The 24,107-nt window shown below is 51.4% G+C and carries 26 protein-coding genes; 7 read left to right on the top strand and 19 right to left on the bottom strand.

The features are described 5' to 3' along the window. Positions 1–12: 12 nt before the first annotated feature. The 3 genes from ACTJJI_RS16620 to ACTJJI_RS16610 form a co-directional block, all read right to left on the bottom strand. Positions 13–1,020 carry a hypothetical protein gene (locus ACTJJI_RS16620; protein WP_154682517.1) on the bottom strand — a complete coding sequence of 336 codons (1,008 nt, stop codon included), beginning with the start codon at positions 1,018–1,020 and terminating at the stop codon, positions 13–15. A 124-nt stretch (positions 1,021–1,144) separates the two neighbouring features. Beyond that, positions 1,145–2,368, bottom strand: coding sequence for a tyrosine-type recombinase/integrase (locus ACTJJI_RS16615; protein ID WP_154682516.1), 1,224 nt, complete (start codon positions 2,366–2,368; stop codon positions 1,145–1,147). Positions 2,369–2,556: 188 nt separating this feature from the next. Beyond that, positions 2,557–3,420 (bottom strand): YicC/YloC family endoribonuclease, encoded by an 864-nt coding sequence (locus ACTJJI_RS16610; protein ID WP_014830145.1) that lies wholly within the window; start codon positions 3,418–3,420, stop codon positions 2,557–2,559. Positions 3,421–3,545: 125 nt separating this feature from the next. Between ACTJJI_RS16610 and rph the strand changes: the two genes are divergently transcribed. Further along, positions 3,546–4,262, top strand: coding sequence for a ribonuclease PH (gene rph / locus ACTJJI_RS16605; RefSeq protein WP_013094888.1), 717 nt, complete (start codon positions 3,546–3,548; stop codon positions 4,260–4,262). Between the two features lie 67 nt (positions 4,263–4,329). Then, positions 4,330–4,971, top strand: coding sequence for an orotate phosphoribosyltransferase (pyrE, locus tag ACTJJI_RS16600; RefSeq protein ID WP_014830146.1), 642 nt, complete (start codon positions 4,330–4,332; stop codon positions 4,969–4,971). 83 nt (positions 4,972–5,054) lie between these two features. Here pyrE and slmA read toward each other — a convergent pair whose 3' ends face one another. The 3 genes from slmA to coaBC form a co-directional block, all read right to left on the bottom strand. Continuing rightward, on the bottom strand, positions 5,055–5,651 hold the full coding sequence (gene slmA, locus ACTJJI_RS16595) for a nucleoid occlusion factor SlmA (protein ID WP_014830147.1): 597 nt from the start codon (positions 5,649–5,651) through the stop codon (positions 5,055–5,057). 120 nt (positions 5,652–5,771) lie between these two features. Further along, positions 5,772–6,230, bottom strand: coding sequence for a dUTP diphosphatase (dut, locus tag ACTJJI_RS16590; RefSeq protein WP_015570042.1), 459 nt, complete (start codon positions 6,228–6,230; stop codon positions 5,772–5,774). Further along, the gene (coaBC, locus tag ACTJJI_RS16585; RefSeq protein ID WP_014830148.1) at positions 6,208–7,419 is read right to left on the bottom strand and encodes a bifunctional phosphopantothenoylcysteine decarboxylase/phosphopantothenate--cysteine ligase CoaBC; all 1,212 of its coding nucleotides are present in this window, start codon (positions 7,417–7,419) and stop codon (positions 6,208–6,210) included. The genes dut and coaBC overlap by 23 nt, the downstream gene beginning before the upstream one ends. 171 nt (positions 7,420–7,590) lie before the next feature. On the opposite strand from coaBC, the gene radC reads away from it, so the two are divergent. The 4 genes from radC (at position 7,591) to mutM (ending at position 9,787) form a co-directional block, all read left to right on the top strand. Further along, positions 7,591–8,259 (top strand): RadC family protein, encoded by a 669-nt coding sequence (radC, locus tag ACTJJI_RS16580; RefSeq protein ID WP_014830149.1) that lies wholly within the window; start codon positions 7,591–7,593, stop codon positions 8,257–8,259. Positions 8,260–8,476: 217 nt separating this feature from the next. Beyond that, positions 8,477–8,713: a 50S ribosomal protein L28 gene (rpmB, locus tag ACTJJI_RS16575; RefSeq protein WP_002436699.1), complete on the top strand. Its 237-nt coding sequence runs from the start codon at positions 8,477–8,479 to the stop codon at positions 8,711–8,713. 22 nt (positions 8,714–8,735) lie between these two features. Beyond that, positions 8,736–8,903 carry a 50S ribosomal protein L33 gene (gene rpmG, locus ACTJJI_RS16570; RefSeq protein WP_003024094.1) on the top strand — a complete coding sequence of 56 codons (168 nt, stop codon included), beginning with the start codon at positions 8,736–8,738 and terminating at the stop codon, positions 8,901–8,903. 74 nt (positions 8,904–8,977) lie between these two features. Then, complete coding sequence (gene mutM, locus ACTJJI_RS16565) at positions 8,978–9,787, top strand: bifunctional DNA-formamidopyrimidine glycosylase/DNA-(apurinic or apyrimidinic site) lyase (RefSeq protein ID WP_014830150.1); 810 nt, start codon at positions 8,978–8,980, stop codon at positions 9,785–9,787. Between the two features lie 2 nt (positions 9,788–9,789). Here mutM and coaD read toward each other — a convergent pair whose 3' ends face one another. The 7 genes from coaD to rfaQ form a co-directional block, all read right to left on the bottom strand. Beyond that, complete coding sequence (coaD, locus tag ACTJJI_RS16560; RefSeq protein WP_047360573.1) at positions 9,790–10,269, bottom strand: pantetheine-phosphate adenylyltransferase; 480 nt, start codon at positions 10,267–10,269, stop codon at positions 9,790–9,792. 3 nt (positions 10,270–10,272) lie between these two features. Beyond that, positions 10,273–11,043, bottom strand: a complete 771-nt coding sequence (locus ACTJJI_RS16555) for a glycosyltransferase family 2 protein (RefSeq protein WP_046888949.1) — start codon at positions 11,041–11,043, stop codon at positions 10,273–10,275. Further along, complete coding sequence (gene waaA / locus ACTJJI_RS16550) at positions 11,043–12,317, bottom strand: lipid IV(A) 3-deoxy-D-manno-octulosonic acid transferase (RefSeq protein WP_014830153.1); 1,275 nt, start codon at positions 12,315–12,317, stop codon at positions 11,043–11,045. Before waaA ends, ACTJJI_RS16555 begins: the two co-directional genes overlap by 1 nt. A 66-nt stretch (positions 12,318–12,383) precedes the next feature. Continuing rightward, entirely contained in the window at positions 12,384–13,373 is a 990-nt protein-coding gene (locus ACTJJI_RS16545; protein ID WP_014830154.1) for a glycosyltransferase, read from the bottom strand. Positions 13,374–13,384: 11 nt separating this feature from the next. Continuing rightward, positions 13,385–14,485, bottom strand: a complete 1,101-nt coding sequence (locus ACTJJI_RS16540) for a glycosyltransferase (RefSeq protein ID WP_043951543.1) — start codon at positions 14,483–14,485, stop codon at positions 13,385–13,387. 2 nt (positions 14,486–14,487) lie between these two features. Then, positions 14,488–15,615 carry a glycosyltransferase family 4 protein gene (locus ACTJJI_RS16535; RefSeq protein ID WP_014830156.1) on the bottom strand — a complete coding sequence of 376 codons (1,128 nt, stop codon included), beginning with the start codon at positions 15,613–15,615 and terminating at the stop codon, positions 14,488–14,490. Next, on the bottom strand, positions 15,612–16,682 hold the full coding sequence (rfaQ, locus tag ACTJJI_RS16530) for a putative lipopolysaccharide heptosyltransferase III (protein WP_440654866.1): 1,071 nt from the start codon (positions 16,680–16,682) through the stop codon (positions 15,612–15,614). The genes ACTJJI_RS16535 and rfaQ overlap by 4 nt, the downstream gene beginning before the upstream one ends. Before the next feature lie 150 nt (positions 16,683–16,832). On the opposite strand from rfaQ, the gene ACTJJI_RS16525 reads away from it, so the two are divergent. Further along, the gene (locus tag ACTJJI_RS16525; RefSeq protein WP_440654864.1) at positions 16,833–17,789 is read left to right on the top strand and encodes a polysaccharide deacetylase family protein; all 957 of its coding nucleotides are present in this window, start codon (positions 16,833–16,835) and stop codon (positions 17,787–17,789) included. A 26-nt stretch (positions 17,790–17,815) separates the two neighbouring features. On the opposite strand, the gene ACTJJI_RS16520 is transcribed toward ACTJJI_RS16525, so the two are convergent. The 6 genes from ACTJJI_RS16520 to rfaD are packed head-to-tail and all read right to left on the bottom strand — an operon-like array spanning position 17,816 to position 24,008. After that, entirely contained in the window at positions 17,816–19,024 is a 1,209-nt protein-coding gene (locus ACTJJI_RS16520) for an O-antigen ligase family protein (RefSeq protein WP_440654862.1), read from the bottom strand. After that, entirely contained in the window at positions 19,012–19,920 is a 909-nt protein-coding gene (locus ACTJJI_RS16515) for a glycosyltransferase family 2 protein (RefSeq protein WP_440654860.1), read from the bottom strand. The genes ACTJJI_RS16520 and ACTJJI_RS16515 overlap by 13 nt, the downstream gene beginning before the upstream one ends. A gap of 6 nt (positions 19,921–19,926) precedes the next feature. Next, positions 19,927–21,036 carry a glycosyltransferase family 9 protein gene (locus ACTJJI_RS16510; RefSeq protein ID WP_083021623.1) on the bottom strand — a complete coding sequence of 370 codons (1,110 nt, stop codon included), beginning with the start codon at positions 21,034–21,036 and terminating at the stop codon, positions 19,927–19,929. A gap of 3 nt (positions 21,037–21,039) precedes the next feature. Then, entirely contained in the window at positions 21,040–22,023 is a 984-nt protein-coding gene (rfaC, locus tag ACTJJI_RS16505; protein WP_014830162.1) for a lipopolysaccharide heptosyltransferase RfaC, read from the bottom strand. A gap of 3 nt (positions 22,024–22,026) precedes the next feature. Beyond that, positions 22,027–23,073, bottom strand: coding sequence for an ADP-heptose--LPS heptosyltransferase RfaF (gene rfaF, locus ACTJJI_RS16500; protein ID WP_096928352.1), 1,047 nt, complete (start codon positions 23,071–23,073; stop codon positions 22,027–22,029). Between the two features lie 2 nt (positions 23,074–23,075). Beyond that, positions 23,076–24,008, bottom strand: a complete 933-nt coding sequence (rfaD, locus tag ACTJJI_RS16495; protein ID WP_013094908.1) for an ADP-glyceromanno-heptose 6-epimerase — start codon at positions 24,006–24,008, stop codon at positions 23,076–23,078. Positions 24,009–24,107: the final 99 nt, after the last annotated feature.

Raw genomic sequence — 24,107 nt, 5'->3', positions numbered from 1 at the left:
CCAATCCTAACACTAACGGGCTCCTTCTTCTTTTAACCATCGCGCAAGTGTCTTAGGATCAGCATCAAGGGGGGCATCACTTAGTAGTTTACTAACAGCTCTGTGTAATTGTGTCTCACTATATGCCCGTTGCTTTTCTTGGGTTATGCCAAGCAAAGCCAAAAGGGTCTTTAATGGCGTATCAGGGTTCACACCGTTCAGAATCATTAGCTGTTGTATTAAAGCTTCTTTTTTAGGAGCCTTTCTTTTGTTTTTGATTGATTCTTCAATTTTGTTTAAGTCTTTAATTGGACGAGTTTTATCTCCAGTTACAATACTATCCATAACTCTACCTTTATTAGTGTAAATATATTCTATCTGTTTCCTAGATATGTATAAATCATTCTTTGTCAATGTGATTATATCTGGCAAGTTTTCTTCAATGAATAAATCCTCATTTTCCCCTCCAAAAAAATCAAGCTCTTTGATATCAGATGCCGAAAGATGAAAATCAGGTTCTTCTTCCCTATCTGAAGCATGAATGGCTAAGTCAAGGAATTCAAAAGTTACGGAATGGTGGTTTGCTAACTTCTCATAAATATTATCATTCATATTTCTCACAAAGAAACACCATAAACCCTCGGCATGACCATAAATTAAACCCTCATCATTTCGCTGTATATCATATGCAAGGGTTGCATTGTCTAAAGTGTATATTAGATCAGATGTATTGGGGTCCGCCATAATCACACTCGGTGTAAAATTTGATGATTTTGAGAAGCTAATGCTAGGTTGCAAGAGGCCTTTTCTGTTTAACTGTTTATTAAGCCAAGTAAGATATGAGTCATTAGTATTATATGTTTCAATGACCGCCGGCATCCAGTCTATTTTTAAGCACAATTGAATTGCGTTGATCTCTGCCCAATGTAGTAAATCATTAATATGACATCCAAGTAATTCTGCAGAACGTTCAAGTTTGCAATATTCTATTGCTGGGATATTTTTATCAGCCCATATATTTTTTTTCATTGTTTCATTCATTACGTTACCTTTAACTCATTCTTGAAGGAGTGTCAGAACTAAGCGGTATGCCTCTCTATGCCTTCCCCTAAGTCCAAAACTATTTTCATGTAGTCAGTCTTTTAATTAATGTCTGTTGCATTCTTCAATAGGTGTCTAACTCCAATAGTAAATTTGCCCAAAGAGACAATGCTGCTTTACGCTCTTGAAAATACTGGTGACGGTTATAAATACCTTCTACGCCTCTTATGCGGTGGTTTAGGCATCTTTCAGCCACGAGTGGATCGATACCTAGTGCGGCTAAATGAGTTCGCGCTGTACGTCGAAAATCATGAATTGTAAAGTTGGGAATGTCTGACATTTCAGCACGTACCTTTGCCAGCGCAACGGGGAGGGTGCTTTCTTGGATGTGGGGGATCATTCTGTGTTGCATTTTCCGCGCAGGTAAGACCCAAACACTGTTACATGAGAAGGTATGAAGTTCGCGTAACCATTCAACTGCTGGCTGGGGGAGTGGTATATCTATAGCATCGCCGTTTTTGCTACGCTCTTCAGGCAAGTGCCAGATAGCGCTATCTAAATCAAACTCCTCCCAGCGGGCGGCGCAAAGCTCCATTTTGCGGACACAGAGAGTAAGTAACAGCTTAAAGGTAAGTTCGTTCTGACGGCTAAAACCTTTTGCCACACGCATAGCTTGGAAGAACCGTATAAGTTCAGCGCGGCTTAACCAGCGATCACGGGCAATTTCCTTTCCACCAGCATCGGAAACTTCAAATGCAGAACAGGGATTTACCTCGAGGTGCATACGTTTAATGCCATAGTCGAAAATACGGCGTGTCCAACGAAGTACATCTGTTGCGATGGTGGGGGCTCCGCGATCAACAATACCTTTCAGCATATTGTCGATATGACGAGGCTTGACCTCTTCCACTTTCATATGACCGATGCATGGATTTATATCCTTGTCGATGCGTCTACGAAGAATATCAGGGTGTTTCCAACGTGGAAGGATTTGTCGTTGGAAGTATTCGGCTGCAAGATCAGAAACGCGTAGGGCATTTTTCTCCGCCTCAATCTTCGCCAGCGCTTCAGCTTTACGTTTCTGCTTCTCTGCTGCTACGTCATAACCCAACGCGATACGAGCAGATAACTCTTTTGCTACCTCTCTGGCTTTGGAAAGGGACAGGTCGGCATAAGAGCCAATGAGCATGGCACGAGATCTCCCAGCAAGCTTGTAGCGGAACCGCCATGTTGGAGTTTTATCTACTTCTCTGAACCTCAAATACAGGCCATTACCGTCCGAACGGCCTTCAAATCGCTCTCCCGACTTTATCCATGCGCGGATCTGCATGTCTGTAAGCTTTGGCATTGGTCATATATCCGAACTTGAAATTGAGGTGTACCCAAAGTGGAATTTTTTATCTGCAAAAGGTACACCCTTGGGTACACCATTAACTTGCGCTTCCGTGATTCTTTATGATAGCTCATGATAACAAAAAAGCCCGCTAGAGTGCGGGCTTGGCAGGTTGTTGATTTTTGATAGATGTCAATAAAACCTTACTCTATGTTCTGGATCTGCTCGCGCATCTGCTCAATCAGCACCTTGAGCTCAATGGCGGAATTCGTCACCTCGGCATTGATCGATTTAGACGCCAGGGTATTCGACTCGCGGTTGAACTCCTGCATCATAAAGTCGAGGCGTCGCCCAACGGCTTCTTTCTTCTTCAGAATGTTGTAGGTCTCTTTAACGTGCGCTTCCAGACGATCCAACTCTTCGGCCACGTCAACGCGCTGCGCCATCAGCACCAGCTCTTGTTCCAGACGGTTGTTTTCCAGCTGAACTTCCGCTTCTTCCAGTTTGGCAACCAGACGCTCGCGCTGCCACTGCAGCACTTCCGGCATATGGGTACGCACTTTTGCCACTTCGGCGCTGACGCCTTCAAGGCGCTGTTCAATCATCGCTTTCAGCGCCTGGCCTTCGGTTTCGCGAGCAACGATAAAGTCATCCAGCGTGCTGTCGAGGGCGGCAAGGATTTCAGCGGCAATGGCATCCAGATCCTGCTCTCCGGCAGCCATGACGCCGGGCCAGCGCAGAATATCAACCGGATTAATTTCGCCTTCGTCGCTTTGCATTTTGACCCAGTTCGCCGCATTGACGAGCTGTTTTGCCAGTTTTTCGTTAAGGATTAACTCGCCCTGCGCGCTGGCATCCGGCTCAAAACGCAGGTTACATTCCACTTTCCCGCGCGTCAGACGCGTACGGATACGCTCACGCACCACAGGCTCAAGGCTGCGGAACTGCTCCGGCATACGGAAATAGGTTTCCAGATAGCGCTGGTTTACCGAACGCATTTCCCAGGTAGCGCTACCCCAGCTACCCTTGATTTCACGCCGGGCGTAGGCGGTCATACTGCGGATCATAGATATTCCCGTTTTTAAAGGAGAGATGGGGGGATTATAGCTTTCAGGGGCTTCTCAGGATAGGAATAAGCGTCCTTTATCCGTATAATGCGCAGCCACATTCGTTTCAAGCCGGAGAATTCATCATGCGTCCAGCAGGTCGTAGCGCCAATCAGGTGCGTCCCGTCACCCTGACCCGTAACTATACAAAACACGCTGAAGGCTCCGTTCTGGTTGAGTTTGGTGACACCAAAGTGCTGTGCACGGCTTCCATTGAAGAAGGCGTTCCGCGCTTCCTGAAAGGTCAGGGCCAGGGCTGGATCACGGCTGAATACGGCATGCTGCCGCGTGCAACGCATACCCGTAATGCCCGTGAAGCGGCAAAGGGTAAGCAGGGCGGCCGTACCATGGAAATTCAGCGCCTCATCGCGCGTGCGCTGCGCGCCGCTGTTGATCTGAAAACGCTGGGCGAATTCACCATTACCCTGGACTGTGACGTCATTCAGGCTGACGGTGGCACGCGTACCGCATCGATTACCGGTGCCTGTGTGGCGCTGGCGGATGCCCTGAATAAACTGGTTGCGGCCGGTAAGCTGAAAACAAACCCAATGAAAGGGATGGTTGCCGCAGTGTCCGTCGGTATCGTTAACGGTGAAGCGCTTTGCGATCTGGAATACGTAGAAGACTCCGCCGCCGAAACTGACATGAACGTGGTGATGACCGAAGACGGACGTATCATTGAGGTGCAGGGCACCGCAGAAGGCGAACCGTTTACCCACGAAGAACTTCTCACCTTGCTGGCTCTGGCCCGAGGGGGGATTGAATCTATCGTAACGACGCAGAAAGCGGCGTTAGAAAATTGATTTTAAAGGCGACTGATGAGTCGCCTTTTTTTTGCCTGTAAGACAGAAAAGACAAAGGAGCGAATCCATGAAACCGTATCAGCGCCAGTTTATTGAGTTTGCGCTTAACAAGCAGGTCCTCAAGTTTGGCGAGTTTACGCTGAAATCCGGGCGCAAGAGTCCCTATTTCTTCAACGCCGGGCTGTTTAATACCGGGCGCGATCTGGCGCTGTTAGGCCGTTTTTATGCCGAAGCGCTGGTGGATTCAGGGATTGATTTCGACCTGCTGTTTGGCCCTGCCTATAAAGGCATTCCGATTGCGACGACCACCGCTGTGGCGCTGGCAGAGCACCATGACCGCGACGTACCGTACTGCTTTAACCGTAAAGAGGCTAAAACGCACGGTGAAGGCGGAAACCTGGTTGGCAGCGCACTGCAGGGCCGTGTGATGCTGGTGGACGATGTGATCACCGCAGGTACCGCCATTCGCGAATCCATGGAGATTATCCAGGCCAACGGTGCGACGCTGGCTGGCGTGTTGATTTCTCTGGACCGCCAGGAACGGGGACGCGGTGAAATCTCGGCCATTCAGGAAGTTGAACGTGATTACAGCTGCAAAGTGACGTCAATCATCAATCTGAAAGACCTGATTGCGTATCTGGAAGAGAAGCCAGAGATGGCGGATCATCTGGCTGCGGTGCGGGCATATCGCGAAGAGTTTGGCGTGTAACGGAATCGCCCGGTGGCGCGTCGCTTGCCGGGCCTGCGCAATTTGTGGGCCGGATAAGGCGTAGCCGCCATCCGGCAACGACGTTACTGCAACTGCGCCGCCACTAACGGCCAACGGGCGTCGAAATCGTCCGTTGGGCTGTATTTGAACTCACTGCGTACAAAACGAGAGAGCATCCCTTCGCAAAACGCCAGGATCTGGCTTGCCAGCAGCGTTTCATCCGTGTTGTAACCTTCGCCTTCACGCATTTTCTTCTCGCGCAGTACCTGGCGCAGCTGCGCTTCAATACGCTCGAAAAGCTGGTTAATGCGACCCTGCAGTCTGTCCTGCTCAAACATCAGCGCATGGCCAGTCAGAATACGGGTCAGGCCCGGGTTACGTTCGCCAAAGCCCAGAATCAACTGCACAATCAGACGCAGACGCGCGGTGGTGTCTTTTTCGTCTTTCAGAATCAGGTTGATGCGCGTGATCAGACTGTCTTCGATAAACTCGATCAGGCTGTCGAACATCCGGGTTTTGCTCGGAAAATGACGGTACAGCGCCGCCTCAGACACGCCTACCGAGGCGGCCAGTTTTGCGGTGGTGATGCGTTGACTGCCATCGCTGGATTCAAGCATCAGAGCCAGAGATTGAAGTATTTCTTCGCGACGGTTCCTTTTCGCGGTTTGTTTTTCTGCCATGTTGCAAAATACCCCTGAAAATAAGCACTTGTCAGGCTGGCATCCACACAGCGACCGCAAACTGACGTTTGCGGTTTGTTATGACATTATGGCGCTGTGAGATGCGTGTCTGTCGGGCGGTTATTTGCGCCCGGAATGGCCGAAGCCGCCTTCGCCACGGTCGGTGGCATCAAAGTCTGCCACCAGGTTAAATTCTGCCTGCACTACCGGTACAAAGACCATCTGCGCGATACGCTCACCCGGTTCAATGGTGAAGCTGTCCTGACCCCGGTTCCAGACGGAGACCATCAGCTGGCCCTGGTAGTCAGAGTCGATCAGGCCGACCAGGTTACCCAGCACGACGCCATGCTTATGACCCAGACCAGAACGCGGCAGGATCACCGCTGCCAGTGAAGGGTCAGCAATGTGAATCGCCAGACCCGTTGGGATCAGGGTGGTCGCACCCGGAGCCAGTTCTACGGCGTCATCGAGACAGGCGCGCAGGTCAAGACCGGCAGAGCCGGAGGTGGCATAGGTTGGCAGCGGGAATTGCTCGCCAACACGCGGGTCCAGAATCTTAACGTCGATTTTTTTCATCATAACGGGTAACGATCTCGTCCAGTAATTGTTGGCCCAGGAGTTCCTTGCGCTCAAGCGGTAAGATTTTATCTCCATCCTGCCAGAAAAGGTGCAGTGCGTTGCTGTCGCTGTTAAATCCTTGCGTGGCCAGCGATACGTCATTCGCGCAAATCAAATCGAGGTTTTTGCGGGTACGTTTTTGCCGGGCATATTCTTCCACATTATTTGTTTCTGCGGCAAACCCAACAACGTAAGGTCGATGGGTTTTCAGCGCGGCGACACCAGCAACGATATCCGGGTTTTTCACCATTTTTAGTGTTAATTCATCGCCTTGCTTTTTGATTTTGGCATCGGAAATGGTCTCTGCGCGGTAGTCCGCGACGGCAGCACAACCGATAAAAATCTGCTGGTTTTGCGCATGGGCCTGTACCGCGGCTTCCATTTCCAGCGCGGTGGTGACGTCAATACGTTGCACAAAGGGCGGTGTAGGCAATGAGACCGGGCCACTGACCAGCGTGACATTCGCGCCGCGTTTTGCCGCTGCGGCAGCAATCGCAAAGCCCATTTTACCGGAGCTGTGGTTGGTAATGTAGCGTACCGGATCCAGCGGCTCACGCGTTGGGCCCGCAGTAATCATGATGTTGAGATGTTGCAGGTCGTTGACAGGCGAAAAATGGGCCGCGGCCAGATCGACGATAGTCAATGGATCAAGCATACGACCTGGACCGACATCGCCACAGGCCTGGCTCCCGCTGTCCGGGCCCCAGATCAGCAGGCCGCGAGTGGCCAGCGTCTCCAGATTATGCTGGGTCGCGGCATTACGATACATCTGCTGATTCATGGCCGGCACAACGGCAACAGGGGCGGGGGTGGCCAGACAAATGGTCGACACCAGATCGTTTGCCATCCCGGCGGCGACGCGGGCAATCAAATCGGCCGTGGCGGGGGCAAGGATAACCAGGTCTGCCCATTTCCCAAGCTCAATATGGCCCATCGCGGCTTCTGCGGCAGGGTCAAGCAGGCTGTCAGATACCGGGTATCCTGAAACGGCCTGCAGGCTCAAAGGAGTGATAAAGGCTTTTCCACCTTCGGTTATCGCGACCCGTACGTCGGCCCCGCGCTCGCGCAGACGACGCACCAGTTCCGGCGCTTTATAGGCTGCAATGCCGCCGCTTACGCCAAGAACGATTTTTTTACCGGCCAGGCTCATCATGATTCTTTCCTGTTGGGTTTCACCAGAGAGCGGGCATTTTATCACAATCCCAAAAACGGGGTGATCTTGTCCTTCGGTCACTTTGCGAGGCGTTACGCAAGAACGAGACATGAGTGTCAGGCATCTGATTGGCCTGTGGCAATATCGGCAAAAACAGGGAGAAAAAGCATGGAAGAAGAGGACGAACTGCTGTTGCCGCGAGAAAAAATGCTGCGCTATGGCGTCACCTTACTAAAAGATGATGAACTGCTGGCGCTTTTTTTGCGCACCGGTACGCCGGGCAAAACGGTCTTTACGCTGGCAAAAGATCTGATAGGCCATTTTGGCTCACTGTACGGTCTGATGACGGCGGAACTGGCGGAGTTTGCGCATGTGGAGGGCATCGGTGTGGCGAAATATGCCCAGCTTAAGGGGATTGCCGAACTGGCCCGCCGTTTCCAGTGTGTTCGCATGCAGGAGGAAGACCCGATACTGACCCCTGCGATGACGCGTGAGTTTCTGCAAAGCCAGTTAACCGATATTGAACGCGAGATCTTTATGGTGATCTTTCTCGACAACCGGAACCGGGTGCTCAAGCATAGCCATCTTTTCTCGGGCACGCTCAGCCATGTAGAGGTTCATCCGCGTGAAATTGTGCGGGAAGCAATAAAATTGAATGCAGCCGGCGTGATACTCGCGCATAATCACCCCTCTGGCTGTGCAGAACCAAGCAGAGCTGACAAAGAGATCACCGACCGCATTGTCAAATGCTGTCAATTCATGGACATTCGTGTGCTGGACCATCTGATAATTGGCCGCGGAGAGTACCTTTCTTTTGCAGAACATGGCTGGATTTAGGCTATTTCTCGCGATCCATCGGGATCTTTGTCTGTTCGGGACTTGAGCACACCGCCGAGTCAGCGTATACTACGCCACCTTTGAGAATCTCGGGTTTGGCATTTGGGCCTGGCAATCGAGAGTTCAATAGAACTATGCGATGACCGGGCTGTAAAGCCTGACGAGGCGCCGATACCCCATACGAAGCTCGAGCTAATTTGATTTTTGGAGAATAGACATGTCCCGAGTCTGCCAAGTTACTGGCAAGCGTCCGGTGACCGGTAACAACCGTTCCCACGCACTGAACGCGACTAAACGCCGTTTCCTGCCGAACCTGCACTCTCACCGTTTCTGGGTTGAGAGCGAGAAGCGTTTTGTCACCCTGCGCGTATCTGCTAAAGGTATGCGTGTAATTGATAAGAAAGGCATCGATACAGTTCTGTCCGAACTGCGTGCCCGTGGCGAAAAGTACTAAGTACTTAAAGAGGAAATAAATCATGGCTAAAGGTATTCGCGAGAAAATCAAGCTGGTTTCTTCTGCTGGTACAGGTCACTTCTACACCACCACGAAGAACAAACGTACTAAGCCGGAAAAACTGGAACTGAAAAAATTCGATCCAGTTGTACGCCAGCACGTACTGTACAAAGAAGCTAAAATCAAATAATTTTAGTCTCCTTGTATTGAAAAACCCCGCAACTGCGGGGTTTTTTGCATTCTGCATCTTACTACGGAGGAATCATGCCTGAATTACCTGAGGTGGAGACCAGCCGCCGCGGTATTGAGCCGCATCTGGTCGGCGCGACCATTCTTCATGCTACCGTGCGTAACGGCCGCCTCCGTTGGCCGGTTTCTGATGAGATCCATGCGTTAAGCGATAAACCGATCCTCAGCGTCCAGCGCCGCGCGAAGTATCTGCTGCTGGAGCTGCCCGATGGCTGGATTATCATTCATCTTGGCATGTCCGGCAGCCTGCGGATCCTCACTGAAGAGCTGCCTGCGGAAAAGCACGACCACGTCGATCTGGTGATGAGTAACGGCAAAGTACTGCGTTATACCGATCCCCGCCGCTTTGGCGCATGGTTGTGGGCCAAAGAACTGGAAGGACATAGCGTACTGGCACATCTGGGGCCTGAGCCGCTTTCAGAAGCGTTTAACGCGGAATACCTGAAAGCGAAGTGTGCGAAAAAGAAAACCCCGATTAAACCCTGGCTGATGGATAACAAGCTGGTGGTCGGCGTGGGGAATATCTATGCCAGCGAATCGCTGTTTGCAGCCGGGATCCATCCCGATCGGCTGGCCTCTTCGCTGTCGGCGCAGGAGTGTGAGCTGCTGGTGCGGGTGATTAAAGCGGTACTGCTTCGCTCAATTGAACAGGGGGGAACGACGCTGAAGGACTTCCTGCAAAGCGACGGTAAACCGGGTTATTTTGCTCAGGAGCTGCAGGTGTATGGCCGCAAAGGCGAGCCGTGTAGGGTGTGTGGAACGCCGATCATCGCAACAAAGCATGCCCAGCGCGCCACATTCTATTGCCGTCAGTGCCAGAAATAGCGCTACTTTAGCTTGTCCATCAACGCCTGGTGGACGTTAACCGGCAGGAAATGGGTAACGTCCCCGTGATGACGTGCCACCTCTTTCACCAGCGTGGAAGAGATAAACGACCATTCCTTGGATGGCATCAGAAATACGCTTTCCAGCTCCGGCATCAAATGACGGTTCATGTGCGCCAGCTGCATCTCATACTCGAAGTCTGCCACCGCGCGTAAGCCACGGATCAGAATCGTCGCCTGCTGAGCGCGGGCAAAGTTGGCCATCAGATCGCTGAAGCCCACCACCTCCACGTTCGGCAGGTGCGCAATGGCCGCGGTGGCAAGCGCGACGCGCTCGTTCAGGTCAAACATCGGTTTTTTGCTTGGGCTGGCAGCAATTGCCAGAATCACCTTGTCGAACATGCACGCCGCACGGGTGATGATATCAAGATGACCATTGGTGATCGGATCAAAGGTACCCGGATAAATCGCTTTTGTGCTCATGGCTCACGTTTTCTCTGAGTAGCCGCGGCTGAGCGCCCACAGCTCGGTGTATTTGTTGAAAGTATACTGGGCATTTACCACGGCCAGTAACCAGCCCTGTTTACCGTCCAGCACGCCGCCACGCAGCAGCAGCGTTTTCAGAAATGCCCCCAGCGTGTGGGTGAAGATACCGGTCAGCGTGGCTTTCTTGCCACGCTGATGGCGCTCCTGCGCCCATGCGGTGGCGTAGTTGAGCTGTTTTCGCTGGAAGCTGGCGAAATCCCGACAGGTCAGGTGCAAAAGATCGCCCGTCAGGGGAACGACTGCCGCGTTGTCGCAGGCCAGGGACTCATGGACCAGATTATCGTTGTACTGATACCGCTCGCGCTCGTAGAGACGCGTCACCCGGTCAGGATACCAGCCGCTATGACGCATAAAACGGCCGAGGAAGTAGTTGCGACGCGCAATGCTGTAGACCGTGCCCGGCGTTGGTGCGGCGAGCACCGCCTGAATGGCCTGACGCAGTTCCGGCGTGATGCGCTCGTCAGTGTCGAGCATCAGTACGTAATCACCGGTGGCATAGCCCTGCGCGCGCTGGCGCTGGATGCCATAACCTTGCCAGTCGGTGTGCGTATAGACGTTTGCTCCTGCTGCGCGGGCAACCTCCACCGTGTTGTCTTCACTGCCGGAGTCGAGCAGGACAATTTCGTCAGCCCAGGCAACGGACGCCAGGCAATCCGGAAGCAGGTCGGCGGCGTTTTTGGCGATCAGAACGACCGACAGGCGCGTTGACATTAGTGGCTCCGTTGCGGCAGATAAGGTTGCAGAAGCTGCAGCAGACGGGTGAGGGCACCCTGGTTCTGATGCAGTACTTCGACAGCATGACGACCGTACCACAGGCGGTAATCTTCGTCGGTCAGCAGGGTCGAGACCTCTTTGACCACCGAATCCGCATCGGTCACGGTAATTAACCCTTCGGCTTGCTGCAATTTCGCACAGATATCTTTGAAGTTAAAGGTATGTGGGCCCATCAGCACGGGAATGGCATGGGCCGCTGGCTCCAGCGGGTTATGACCGCCACGCTCCACCAGGCTGCCGCCAACAAAGGCCAGGTCAGCGATGCCATACAGCAGCATCAGTTCGCCCATGGTATCGCCAATGACCACCTGGGTGCTGCTGGAGGGGATCTCACCGCTGCTGCGCAGGGTGAAGCTGAAGCCACCTTTTTGCACCATTTCGCGGGCGTCTTTAAAACGCTCAGGATGGCGAGGCACCAGAATCAGCAGTAAATCGGGGAATTTCTCAAGCAGCTTACGGTGTGCCTGCAGGATGATCGTTTCTTCACCCTCATGGGTGCTGGTCGCAATCCAGACCTGGCGACGCGGTGCCCACTGGCGACGCAGCGTTATGGCACGGGCGGCGAGTTCAGGCGTGACAGAGATATCGAATTTCAGGCTGCCGGTCACCGCCAGCTGGTTGCGTTTCAGACCCAGCGCAATAAAACGCGCTGCGTCTTCTTCGTTTTGCGCAGCAATCAGTGTGATCTTGCTCAGCAGCCGGCGCATAAATTTCCCCAGCTTGCCGTAGCCTTTTGCCGAACGCTCTGACAGACGAGCGTTAGCGATCACCAGGGGGATTTTACGGGCATGCAGGGCGGAAATCATATTCGGCCACAGCTCGGTTTCCATCACGATCACCAGTTTAGGGCGAACGGTTTCCAGGAAACGGTTCATGGCGCAGGGGAGATCGTAAGGCAGATAGACATGATGGACATCTTTACCGAAGGCGGACATCACGCGCTCAGAGCCGGTCGGCGTCATGGTGGTAACGGTGATCGGCAGTGACGGGTAGCGGTGACGCAGGGCGCGAACCAGCGGGATCGCTGCCAGCGTTTCGCCAACAGAAACGGAATGCAGCAAAATACCGTCCGGGGCAACTTTATTGCGGCAGAAGCCATAGCGTTCAGCCCAGCGTTTTCGATACGCAGGCGCTTTACGGCTACGAAGCAGCAGTCTCAGCCACACCAGTGGTTGAATGATGTAGAGCAGGGCGGTATACAACAATTCCAAGCGATTATCCGTCTTTTTAGTTTCGGCGGGCAAATTCTAAGCATTTGGGCCAGGTAAAGCTATCTCTTATGCCAGATAGCGCTTCAAACGGAAGTAACGACGGCCCAGTCGCCAGCGCAGTCGTGGACTTTTTGCACTTTTCCAGATGAGTTTCCAGATCCCTTTCTCGAAAAACTCTTTGATAATAAATGCTTTTTTCTGTTCATCTTTCATATTGTCGAAAGTATGAATAATTCCCAGCCCTTCTTTGGCAATTTGCCAGTGGCATGCAGGGATCCCTTTCACTTTATCAGGGTAGCGCTGGTTGATGGCATCGAGCATCTGCAGGATTTTCATGTAGTGACGCGCCGAACGAATGAGCGTGTCATCATTGTCCGGCATATGTGAAACGGACGCCGAATGAATGTAATAGTCGTAGTAACGTTCACTGGTGTACTGCACCCGCTCCGCCGCCAGCAGCACTTCGGTGGTCCACGGAATATCCTGATGGCGCAGCCCCGGTTCAAAGTGAAAACCGTGCTCGCGAATAAAGTCATGACGATAGATGTTCAGCCAGGTCACGTGCAGGAACTTACGGGAGTCGAGCGCCATTTTGAGCCATGCAGGGCCGGACATGACGCCCGTTGATGCCAGTTTGTCTTCAGGGAAAATAGGGCGTGAAGGCTTCTTATTATTTTCCCAGACGTAGTTGCCGTTACAGGTAGCGACATCAAGACGTTGCGTGACCGCCATATCAAGCAGGTGCTGATACATGCCGGGTTTGAAGACATCATCAATATCAGGAAACGAGAGATATTGGCCCGTCGCGACGGCCAGACCGGTATTACGCGCGATGGATACACCCTGGTTTTGCTGTTCAATAACCTGCATCTGCGGCAGTTTTTCGCGCCAGTTTTCAACGATCTGCATCGAACGATCAGTGGAGCCGTCATTGACGATGATGACTTCCATACTGTCGATGCGTTGATTCACAAGGCAGGTAAAGAACTGATCCAGGAAAGCTTCACCGTTATAAACGGCTACCACCACGCTTAATAATGGCGCTGAATTTTGCATAAGAAACCTGATTATTTTTGATTGTCGACCAAAGCAATGTATTGCTGGCAAATGGCATTGATACCGAACGAAGCAATAGTTGCGCGATCAACGACCGGTGGAGAGCTGTAAATATCCGCCAGCGTTTTTGCCAGTGACTCGTCATTCAACTCTGCCAGACCGCGGGATAAGGCTCCCGTAAGGATTTCGGCAGGGCCACCGGGACAATTTGTACTGACAGGTGGCGTCTGGCAGATAATGGACTCAACCAGCACATTACCAAAACCTTCGCAGTCAGAACTTAACACTAAAAGGCGTGCCCCTTTTATCCAGGGATAAGGATTGGATTCAAACGGGCGGAAAACCGTTTTGTCTTCGATACCTAACTCGCGGGCAAGCTGCTTAAGCTTTTGAATTTTTACCTCAGAGCCATTGCCCATCATGACCAGCGTGGTGTCGAGCTGGCTCAGCGCGAACGCCCGTAACAGGCGGTCATGACGTTTGTGTTCATGGAAGCGTCCAACATGAATAATGTAATCCTTTCCCTGCATTTCAAAGGGGGCGTCCGCCAGACGCTGGATTTCAGGAATATCAAAAGGATTATGGATTACCGCCGTGCGCCGGAGATTCAGGGCCAGCGTCTGGGAAAGATCTTTCAACACCGCGCCTGAGACAGCCACCACGTTGCGGTTTTCGTAGGTATGGCGAATTTTAGTGTGTTTAAACCAGCGTGAAAGCCCGCGGCGATGACGAAGGTAGGAGAACGAGAACATGCCATGCACGCAGAACCAGACTTTATCCCGTTCCAGCGCACGGCAGTGCGCCACGATGCGGTCAGTTTTGTGCAGATGGGAGAACACCACATCAAATTTACCGCTGCGTTCTGCCCGCTCGATAGCCTGATCCAGCAGTCTGGCGCGGCGTGGGATCTCCGTTAGCTTCCGCCACGGTTTTTTGCAGGTATCCTGAACAACCTGATAATCGATGCCTTCCGGAATGGCGTAGTCGCACACTTTCCGCAGTGAGAACAGGGAGACCTGGTGTCCCATCTCTGTTAATCCGCTGGAGAGTGTAAGAACCGTTTTTTCAGCTCCTCCACCGGGTAAACCATCAATAATCATTAGGATGCGCATTTTTAATCCAGTAATTTTTGATAAAGCGAAATAAGCTGACTTGACAGTTTTTCGGGGGTGGCGTCTTTTACTCGTTCACGTGCCGCCCGTCCCATATTGTTATTTTTTTCCAGCGAAGGGGTGGCCGCAACCGCCTCCTTCAATGTGCTGATATCAAGTGCGTCACAGTAAAATCCGTTCTGGCCTTGCTGAATAAATTCTGCCCCACCGCAACTCTCTGATGTAATGACCGGCAAACCGCAGGCCATCGCTTCAAGAATGACGTTAGGGAAAGGATCATACAGCGTTGGTAGCAGTAAACCATCAGATAGCTGATAAAATGGCAGCGTCTCTTTTTGCATCCCCAGAAAACGGATCTGCCCCTCGCAGCCCAATGAACGGGCGAGGTCGCGATAGCGACGTTCTGCTTTATCCTGCCCAACCACAATCAGCCACGCCGCGGTTCCTGCGACGGCACGTATAGCGCTGGCCAATCCTTTTCGTTCAAATCCTGACCCTACGAAGCAGAATATGACGGCATCGGTTGGCAAGCCAAACTGCTGACGCAGTGCAATACGCTGTGCCTCTTCTGCCGGAACGAAGCGGGTGGAATCGATTGAATTATAAATCACATGTATTTTTTTTGCGTCAATATCAAAGTCTTCAACGATTTCGCGTTTGATCATCTCCGCATTACAGATAACCGCTTTCAACTCCGGTGCCTGGTACATTTCACGTTCGGCATTCATTACGTAACGATGATAGCGGTCATGCATAAGCATTTGCGCGCGCCAGGCGGGCAGAATGCGCGCGCGCTGCAACAGCCAGCGGCGGTGTACGCCATCGCCGGCACGATAAATGTCGCAGCCCGGTATACGCTCGTGGCTTTGCACAATATCAAATTGTTGCTGCTGCCAGAGGGCGCGTGCGGCATGCGCAAACCCGCGTTCGCGGCTGATGCGGCCCCATTTACGCGGATCGCAAATATGAATATGCCAGTCGTCCTGTTTCTCACCCTGCCACTCGCGCGTGATGACGTTGAGCTCGAGATTTTGGTTGCTCAGCGCGGTAAGGGCGCGAGACACGAAGCGTTCTGCCCCGCCATCCGGGCGATACTTTTGGCGAACAATCGCCAGGCGATGGTGTTTCATGACAGATATCTCCTTGCGGCGGAGACGACAGCATCAACGGGAATGGCGTCGAGATAGCGTTCTTTTGTTTTGGTATCAATGGCGTCTGGATCGGGCAGTGGGCCGTAATCACCTGCCCAGATGACTTCCCCATTAACCTGCCAGGGTGACCAGAAGGTGAGTTTTGATGGGCCAAACAATGCCACACAGGGGGTCTGAAGCGCAGCGGCCATATGCATCGGAACGGAGTCAACGCCAATGAACAGAGACGCATGATCGATAAGCGAAGCCAGTTGACGCAACGTGAGCTGCCCTGCCAGCGAGACGACTCCCGTCGCTGGCGAGGCGGCGAGAATGCGATCGATCATCGCCAGCTCTTTTTTATCCGGCCCGGCGGTGAGTACGACAGTGTGACCATCCTGCCGCAGCACTGTGATAGTTTGCGCCATTTTGCCTTCGTCCCAGCATTTAAAGAACCAGCGCGACGTAGGCTGAATCACGATGTAGTTGTCTCCCACACCGTTTTGCATCAGCTTTTGGTGAGCCGCGTGCCAGTCTTCAGCACGGTAGGCCATGGTCACGGCAGGTTGAGCGGTGACCGGTAATGGCGACAGAATAGAGAGGTTCTGTTCGACAGTATGCAGCGCGTTGTGCCCAGCCACAGAGACCAAATCGCTATGGCAAAACCGCCAGAATGCGTTGTTGCGCTTGTGAAAAGCGAACCCGAGTCGTACCGGTGCGCCGGTGAAACGGGTAACGATAGCGCTGCGCCACTGATCGGCAAGATTAATCACCAGGTGATAATGTTGTTTCCTTAACGAACAGAGCAACTGCCACTCTTTTTGCAGATGTTTCAGCGTGCCCAGCTGCTTCCATTTACGGTCGATCCCGTAAACAGTACCGATCGCCGGGTGTGCGGCGAGCATATCGCGGGTTTCTTCATACAACAGCACATCAATCTGTGCCTGCGGCCATTTTTGACGTAACGAATCAATGACGGGAGTGGTCAACAACATGTCGCCATGATGGCGGAGTTTGATAAGTAAAATGCGCAAATCAGGCGTGTCAGGTAAGTTATTCATCATCATCTTATTGGCGTTGTACTGTTGGCAATTCTAATAGACCTGATAGCGACTTGCACTCTTTCTCCATAATCTCAGGAAATTCCCTGGAAGGGTTTACTCATGCTTCGGAGAGTGCGTAACATAGCGCTAACTTTCCTGTCTTGCGGACTCATTATGAAAAAACCAGCGTTTATCATCACGATTGATACTGAAGGCGATAATCTCTGGCAAAATCACCGCGTCATTAAAACAGAGAATGCGCGCTATCTGGCGCGGTTCCAGACGCTTTGTGAGCGTTTCGGTTTTAAACCCGTATGGCTGACAAATTATGAGATGGCCCTTGAGCCCGTTTTCATTGAGTTCGCCAGAGACGTGATCGCCCGCGGTCAGGGTGAAGTCGGGATGCACCTTCATGCCTGGAATAGCCCTCCTGAACACGATCTCACGGGAGATGACTGGCGCTGGCAGCCGTATTTGATTGAATTTTCAGATGAGGTGATGCGCGAGAAAGTGTTGTTCATGACCCGTCTGCTGGAAGAGACCTTCCAGACCAAAATGTTAAGCCATCGCGCCGGGCGCTGGGCATTTGATAGCCGTTACGCCAGACTGTTGATTGAACTGGGCTACCAGGTTGATTGCTCTGTTACACCGCGCGTGAACTGGCGCAACGCGAAAGGCGCCCCGCAGGGGAATGGCGGAACCAATTATCAGCACTTTCCAGACCATGCCTACTTTATTGATACAGACGATATCTCACGAGCGGGCAATAGCCCCTTACTCGAAGTGCCGATGAGCATCCAGTATAAGCATCCGGCCTGGCTGAACACCGTCAAACAGGGCTACGATCGCCTGCGCGGTAAATATCGTTCACCGTCCGTAAACTGGTTGAGACCGTCCGGTGGTAATGCGTCGCAGATGATTCAGGTCGCACAGCAATGCCTGTCACAGGGACATGACTACGTGGAGTTTATGCTGCATTCCTCGGAATTTATGCCGGGTGGAAGTCCTACGTTTAAAGACGAGGCGGCGATTGAAGGGTTGTATCAGGATCTGGAAGTGCTCTTTAGCTGGTTATCCGACAAGACGGTAGGGATGACGTTGGCGGAATTTTATCAGATCAAGAAAAATTAATGCCCGCATCGCGGGCATTATGATTATTATCGCTTTGTTTGCGAAAACGAGGTGCTTAATGCAAAAAGTGTCATGAAGAAAATTAAGGCTTCTGAACTCAATAATATGACGTCTGTAAGACCATAAAGTATTAAAAGAAGCATGGTCGTCAGGAGCAGGCCATTTCTCTTTTTAAACGCATAAATGGTCATTGATGAATAGAAAAAGAATAATATCGCCAGCCCCGGTAGCCCCTGCAAAGAATATTTTTCAATAAATTCATTGTGCAGATGCACTTTTATATACTTGAGTGAAGCGGCGAGATGCGAATGTCCATTCGTGATATAACGTTGCGTCCATAATGCACGATCTTCCATAGACTGACCTAAAGGGTGTGCCAGACCATTCTGGATACCAACTGTCCACATGGAAAAACGTGCTCCGAGTGATGTACTATCATGCCCTTCTTGATATTTCTCAACTTCGATTTGAGTTTGTTTTATCTTCGGAGAAATCAATGGCTTGTAGCTAACGATTATAATGCCTGCAACAATACATATGAAAATCATTGATGATTTAAGATGAATTCTTCTGAAATGGTAAAGCGTAAGTACAATTGCCAAAAGTAAATACAATCCCATTGCAGCACGTGTACCCGTCAAAAGAATGACAAAATAAGATATTAAGATGGTGAAACCTGCGGTAATATACAACTTTATGTTTTTCTGAAGATAGAGGCTATATACAAAAGCTAGTGACAGTACAGAATAAACATAGGCCGATACAGTCGCACGATTAATGGCCATCTCAACACGTCCCATACCTTGTGATGCCTGCCATAATCCATAACCTGTTGCGAGTACGAATCCCGCGCCTGCGGCAAATAAGAAATACTTATTGAAATCGGTTTGATTGACGTAATGTTTAAACCGATCGAGATAAAAAATAAGAATACTTGCAAGAATCAATTTTTTACTTGCACCGAGATAATCACTATAAGTATTCAGTCCTTCGCTATGATATTCGTACACCATATACCAGCCAAGGTTAAGCAATCCAATCAATAAAATTGGAAGCGCAATAGAAAACGGTCGTAGTGTAATTTTTTTATATTCGAAAACTAAACCGATAATACTAGCATAAATCGCAATATAGAAAAACTCTCGTTGTTTACCTGAACTAAGCAACGTTAACATTAACGAAATGAGACTCAAAATTAGCGTCAATTGATAGAGTCGCAGTTTTATTTTTTCCATAATGCCTCAATAACCCTTTTTTTATAGCTGAAGCGAACATCGCTGGATAAGAAAAATGAGAGAGAATAAAGTGCTTTTACCCGTTGTTTAACAAGCTGGGAATGCTGGTCGGTCAGATGTTGCCGATGATTACTGTAAATATCAAACCAATGACAATTAACGAGATGTTGAAATAATAGAGGAAGCGTTTTTTCCATCTGCAATGTGCATTCAACAAGCGTCTTGATTTTAGAAGCGTCGAGATTGCTCGACAAACTGCCGCTACGCTTGATGTAATAATAGTGCCCGTGACGCTGATAGACTATTTTATTCGACTGCATCAGCATGCCAGGGAATACCGCGAAATCCTCATAACATACCATCGAAGGGATCGGGTTACTTTCGTACAGCTTACGATGAATGAATTGACCGATGAGATGTGCCTGAAAATCTTTATGCTGCAGGAAACGTTTTATAGCCTCCTGTTGCGACAACGCAACAGGAGAGAATCCTTGCCAGTCGGCGGTGATTTTTTTGATATCGCGAATTTCCAGCAGACGCGTCAGCAGCATATCAGGACGCTCTGTTTTGAGGAACGCTACGGCGTCCCTGATGCTACCCGGTTTCAATCGGTCATCACTGTCGAGCATCGTAATATAGTCCCCTGACGCCAGCGAGAATGCGCTGTTTCGAACAAGACCTATGTTACGGAACTCAACGTAACGGGAGTGCGCATTTGGAAATGTTGGCAACCACTTCTCAATAATTTCCTGTGTGGAATCATCAGAACTATCATTAAAGATAATGACCTCAACATCACCACTCGCACCAGCAATGGCACTGTCCAGGCTTTCTAATGTTGCGTGAAGCGTATCTTCGGCGTTATGCGCGGCAATTATGATGCTTAGAAAAGCCATAAAAAATTAGTTTCCCTGGGCATCAAAGATATATGTGGTTGCGGTGGCTTTTGGTAACGCGCAAATGAAATGTTTAAGTTTGTGAAGTGATTCGTCTGTTACAGCGAAGAGTTCTTCCCGATCCTGTGAGAAATAATAACGTGTTTCAAAGACATAAGAGCATATGTTCTCATCATTACCAATCAGCATCACATTTCCAAGTGGACGTTGCTCATAGTGGCAGCAGGGGCCAAATAGCAATACCACTGGTACACCGACTGCATCAGCGATATAGACATTGCCGGAATCAGACGCGATATAACAATCCATTTTCGAAATTGCCCACGGAAGCTCTTCAAGAGAGATTTTGCCGATGAGATTCACTAAATTGGGAATGTCACCGTAAGCGCGGGTGATATCGTCCAGCCACGACTGTTCATCAGGGGCACCAAACACATAAAACTCGCAGGGCAGGTCGGCGAGATGGTCAATAATTCGCTTCCAGATGACCGGCGGCACCGTTTTGGCTTTATTACCTGCGGCAATGCTGATGCCGATGCGGATCACATCAGGTTTGTCGAGAATTGCCGGGTAGGTTGCTGGTTTGAACAGCGGCTTTGTGGCGTGCTTAGGAGAGTCCTGCCACGTCAACGAACGGTCGGCCAGCTTCAGGTAATTGGTCACTGATAGCGTTTTTTTGCCGTGCTCAACGGTACCGTCGGCGGTGAGATAGAAAATCCCGTGATACCATCTGCGGGTGTAAATGCTTAAAAATTGTTTGTTTTTGGCATTACAGACGGCGGCAAAAAAGAGATTTACGCTGTTGGGCTGCAGAAGATAGACATTGTCGTAACGGTTCATGATTCGGCAGGCAAAGCTAAGCTTACGCCACAGACTACGCTTATGCTGCTCGATAAAAAAAATCTCTTCAATCGTTTCGTCATGCTTTGCCAGCGCACCCACGCTGCGACTGATGAGCACATCGCTTTTTTGCAGGTATGCCAGAAGAGGCGTAGCATTAACAAAATCACCGATTTTGGCTGTCTGAATGACCAGGTTCTTACCTGTGTCTTTGCGAAACAGCTTCCGGATAAGCTTTACCGGAAGGAGTAAAATCAGCAGAAATACGTAACTCATGCGTTAGATATCCCTGTCGGAAAGCCAGTGGCTGCCCTGTAAAAATGAAAAAATAGCATCTGCGCTAATGTCCTTCGTTTGCTGAGTCGGGCTGACCATTTGATGCTGGTTTTTACCGTAACCCCCAATCAAACCAGGATCGGTCGGACCAAAAATCGTGATGTTTGGACGATCCAGCGCCGCGGTTAGATGACTTAAACCCGTATCAACGGAAACAACGGCTTTAGCTCCGGCCAGCTCAGCAGCCACTTGCGCCAGCGTGAGTTTAGGTAAAACCTCTACGTGCGAAAAACCAGCGGCCAGGCGTTCTGCACGCTGCCGCTCATGTTCAGCGCCCCACGGCAGTTTAATATGGATGCCGCAAGGTTGCATTAGTTCAATGAGCCTTCGCCAGTGCGTTTCCGGCCAGTGCTTATCATCACGCGTTGTGGCATGCAGGAAGACCAGCCAGGGCTGTGCAGATGTATCTGCATCGCGCAGAAAATGCTGCGAAATTGCGTAATCACCCTGGGTTTCCGGCTTTGCATAACCGAGGCTTTTTGCGAACAGCTCGCGGGTGCGTTCCACCGCGTGCTGCTGTTTTGCAATATGGTGTCGACGATTATAGAACAGGCTGGCCAGCGGTTCGCGGGCGGTTTGCCAGTCCATGCCGTGCTTAACGCCGTGTGCCAGGCGCGTCACCAGCGCGGCGCTTTTGACCAGCCCCTGCGCATCGATGATCGCATCGTAACGCTGCGCCTGCACCGCATCGCGAAAGGCTTTGCGCTCGGCTTTAATCGGTGTGGAAAACCACGCTTTGCGCCAGCGGCGGATGGCCACCGGGATCACGCGGTCGACCGCTTCGTGCCAGGTAGGGATCTGCGCGAAACCCTCTTCCACCACCCAGTCAAAACGAATGCCTGGAATGGCCCGCATGGCGTCCGTCAGCGACGGAAGCGTATGCAGCACATCACCCATCGAAGAGGTTTTAACGATCAGTACCCGCATTCGTTATCCTTCTTCGCTCAGCAGCAGTTCGTTGAGTTCTTCGAGAACGCGCTGCGGCGTGATGTCGATCAGGCTCTGGTGATAACCTTCCGCGGCATCGCCTTTACGCACCTTATGGTAACCCGTGATCAGACGAATAACGCGCGCCTTATTTGAGAGCGGCGGCGTGAAGTCCGGGCTACTTGGACCGTACAACGCAACCAGCGGGCGGTTGAGCGCGGCGGCGACGTGCATCAGCCCGGAGTCGTTGGTGACTACGGCTTTGCAGGCAGCAAGCAGGATAACCGCCTGCTCAAGCTGGGTTTCCCCGGCCAGGTTGCGGCACCAGGCCTGCTGTTCTGTGCTGAGGGCAGCGAGGATTTCGTTCCCTGCCTCATGGTCTTTTGCCGAGCCGAACAGGACGACCTGGTAGCCTTCATCAATCAGCTGTTTTGCCAGTTCGGCGTAGTGATAGTGCGGCCAGCGTTTTGCCGGGCCGAATTCGGCACCCGGGCAAAAGCCAATCATCGGACGTTCAGAGGAAAGACCAAACGCGTTACAGGTCTGGGATTTTTCACCCTCGCTGACCTGCAGTTGCGGCCATAGCAGCGGCTGCGGCAGGTCTTTTGCACTGCGCATCACGCCCTTGTCGTAGGCCAGCGCCACGTAGCGCTCCACCATCAGTGGCCAGGCCTCTTTATCCAGCACGCGAGCGTCGTTCAGCAGACCGTAGCGCATCTCACCGCGCCACCCGGTACGGTGTGGTACGCCGGCGAAGAAGGGCACAAGCGCGGATTTAAACGAGTTGGGTAACACGTAAGCGCGGTCATAACGCTTCTCACGCAGACTGTGGCCGAGTTTACGACGTTCGCCAATTTCCAGCGTCCCGTGGCCGAGTGGCATCGGAATGGCCTCATTCACTTCGGGCATACGCGACAACAACGGACGGCACCATGCGGGTGCCATCACGTCGATTATCGCCTGGGGATAACGCGCCTTGAGCGTGCGATAGAGACTTTGCGACATCATCATGTCGCCCACCCATGACGGGCCGATCACCAGAATTCTCATACTTACGCGTCGCGGTTCAGCCAGGCCATATATTCCGTTACGCCTTCGGCAACGGTCTTGAACGGCTTGTCATAACCCGCTGCGCGCAGGTTAGTCAGATCGGCCTGGGTGAATGCCTGGTAGCGGCCTTTCAGCTTGTCCGGGAAAGGAATGTACTCAATGCTGCCTTTCTTGTGATACGCCAGGGTTGCGTCAGCCACGGCCTGGAAGGATTCCGCGCGGCCAGTACCAAGGTTGAAAATACCGGATACCCCATTTTCCCAGAACCACAGGTTCACGGCGGCAACGTCGCCTACGTAGACGAAGTCACGCTTAAAGCCGTCGCTGCCTTCGAACAGTTTTGGACTTTCGCCGTTATTCAACTGGGTGTTCAGGTGGAACGCCACGCTCGCCATGCTGCCTTTGTGGCCTTCGCGCGGTCCGTAGACGTTAAAGTAACGGAAGCCGACAATCTGGGAGTTCGCTTCTGGCAGCACCTGACGCACATACTCGTCGAAAAGGAACTTGGAGTAACCGTAGACGTTCAACGGCTGCTCATATTCGCGGGATTCAATGAAATCAGAGGTACGTCCGCCGTAGGTGGCCGCTGAAGAGGCATACAGGAACGGAATTTCACGCTCCAGACAGTAGTGAAGCAGCTCTTTAGAGTACTGATAGTTGTTGTCCATCATGTACTTGCCGTCCCACTCGGTGGTGGAAGAGCATGCCCCTTCGTGGAAGATGGCTTCGATCTCGCCGAACTCTTCACCTGCCATAATCTGGATAAGGAAGTCTTCTTTATCCATGTAGTCCGCGATGTTCAGATCCACCAGGTTGACGAACTTGGTGCCGTCTTTCAGGTTGTCAACCACCAGGATGTCGGTGATGCCTTTGTCATTGAGAGCCTTAACAATATTGCTGCCGATAAAGCCCGCGCCGCCGGTAACGATGATCATAACTGTAACCTTTGAAGTGTGGAGTCCGGGGACAATCCCGGACGCTAATGGTTCTATCATATCATTAGTATGGCTGCCCTTCAGCCATTCACCGACATA

This window comes from Enterobacter sp. 22466 (genome assembly GCF_052044775.1).
GTDB classification, from domain to species: Bacteria; Pseudomonadota; Gammaproteobacteria; order Enterobacterales; family Enterobacteriaceae; genus Enterobacter; species Enterobacter dissolvens.
The sequence above is the reverse complement of the archived record's forward strand: the minus strand, read 5'-3'. Positions and strand labels throughout refer to the sequence as shown.

Excerpts from the sequence above, each read along its gene's own strand:
- ACTJJI_RS16620 (WP_154682517.1), bottom strand. The coding sequence starts at position 1,020 with ATGAATGAAACAATGAAAAAAAATATATGGGCTGATAAAAATATCCCA.
- ACTJJI_RS16615 (WP_154682516.1), bottom strand. The coding sequence starts at position 2,368 with ATGCCAAAGCTTACAGACATGCAGATCCGCGCATGGATAAAGTCGGGA.
- ACTJJI_RS16610 (WP_014830145.1), bottom strand. The coding sequence starts at position 3,420 with ATGATCCGCAGTATGACCGCCTACGCCCGGCGTGAAATCAAGGGTAGC.
- rph (WP_013094888.1), top strand. The coding sequence starts at position 3,546 with ATGCGTCCAGCAGGTCGTAGCGCCAATCAGGTGCGTCCCGTCACCCTG.
- pyrE (WP_014830146.1), top strand. The coding sequence starts at position 4,330 with ATGAAACCGTATCAGCGCCAGTTTATTGAGTTTGCGCTTAACAAGCAG.
- slmA (WP_014830147.1), bottom strand. The coding sequence starts at position 5,651 with ATGGCAGAAAAACAAACCGCGAAAAGGAACCGTCGCGAAGAAATACTT.
- dut (WP_015570042.1), bottom strand. The coding sequence starts at position 6,230 with ATGATGAAAAAAATCGACGTTAAGATTCTGGACCCGCGTGTTGGCGAG.
- coaBC (WP_014830148.1), bottom strand. The coding sequence starts at position 7,419 with ATGAGCCTGGCCGGTAAAAAAATCGTTCTTGGCGTAAGCGGCGGCATT.
- radC (WP_014830149.1), top strand. The coding sequence starts at position 7,591 with ATGGAAGAAGAGGACGAACTGCTGTTGCCGCGAGAAAAAATGCTGCGC.
- rpmB (WP_002436699.1), top strand. The coding sequence starts at position 8,477 with ATGTCCCGAGTCTGCCAAGTTACTGGCAAGCGTCCGGTGACCGGTAAC.
- rpmG (WP_003024094.1), top strand. The coding sequence starts at position 8,736 with ATGGCTAAAGGTATTCGCGAGAAAATCAAGCTGGTTTCTTCTGCTGGT.
- mutM (WP_014830150.1), top strand. The coding sequence starts at position 8,978 with ATGCCTGAATTACCTGAGGTGGAGACCAGCCGCCGCGGTATTGAGCCG.
- coaD (WP_047360573.1), bottom strand. The coding sequence starts at position 10,269 with ATGAGCACAAAAGCGATTTATCCGGGTACCTTTGATCCGATCACCAAT.
- ACTJJI_RS16555 (WP_046888949.1), bottom strand. The coding sequence starts at position 11,043 with ATGTCAACGCGCCTGTCGGTCGTTCTGATCGCCAAAAACGCCGCCGAC.
- ACTJJI_RS16545 (WP_014830154.1), bottom strand. The coding sequence starts at position 13,373 with ATGCAAAATTCAGCGCCATTATTAAGCGTGGTGGTAGCCGTTTATAAC.
- ACTJJI_RS16540 (WP_043951543.1), bottom strand. The coding sequence starts at position 14,485 with ATGCGCATCCTAATGATTATTGATGGTTTACCCGGTGGAGGAGCTGAA.
- ACTJJI_RS16535 (WP_014830156.1), bottom strand. The coding sequence starts at position 15,615 with ATGAAACACCATCGCCTGGCGATTGTTCGCCAAAAGTATCGCCCGGAT.
- rfaQ (WP_440654866.1), bottom strand. The coding sequence starts at position 16,682 with ATGATGATGAATAACTTACCTGACACGCCTGATTTGCGCATTTTACTT.
- ACTJJI_RS16525 (WP_440654864.1), top strand. The coding sequence starts at position 16,833 with ATGAAAAAACCAGCGTTTATCATCACGATTGATACTGAAGGCGATAAT.
- ACTJJI_RS16520 (WP_440654862.1), bottom strand. The coding sequence starts at position 19,024 with ATGGAAAAAATAAAACTGCGACTCTATCAATTGACGCTAATTTTGAGT.
- ACTJJI_RS16515 (WP_440654860.1), bottom strand. The coding sequence starts at position 19,920 with ATGGCTTTTCTAAGCATCATAATTGCCGCGCATAACGCCGAAGATACG.
- ACTJJI_RS16510 (WP_083021623.1), bottom strand. The coding sequence starts at position 21,036 with ATGAGTTACGTATTTCTGCTGATTTTACTCCTTCCGGTAAAGCTTATC.
- rfaC (WP_014830162.1), bottom strand. The coding sequence starts at position 22,023 with ATGCGGGTACTGATCGTTAAAACCTCTTCGATGGGTGATGTGCTGCAT.
- rfaF (WP_096928352.1), bottom strand. The coding sequence starts at position 23,073 with ATGAGAATTCTGGTGATCGGCCCGTCATGGGTGGGCGACATGATGATG.
- rfaD (WP_013094908.1), bottom strand. The coding sequence starts at position 24,008 with ATGATCATCGTTACCGGCGGCGCGGGCTTTATCGGCAGCAATATTGTT.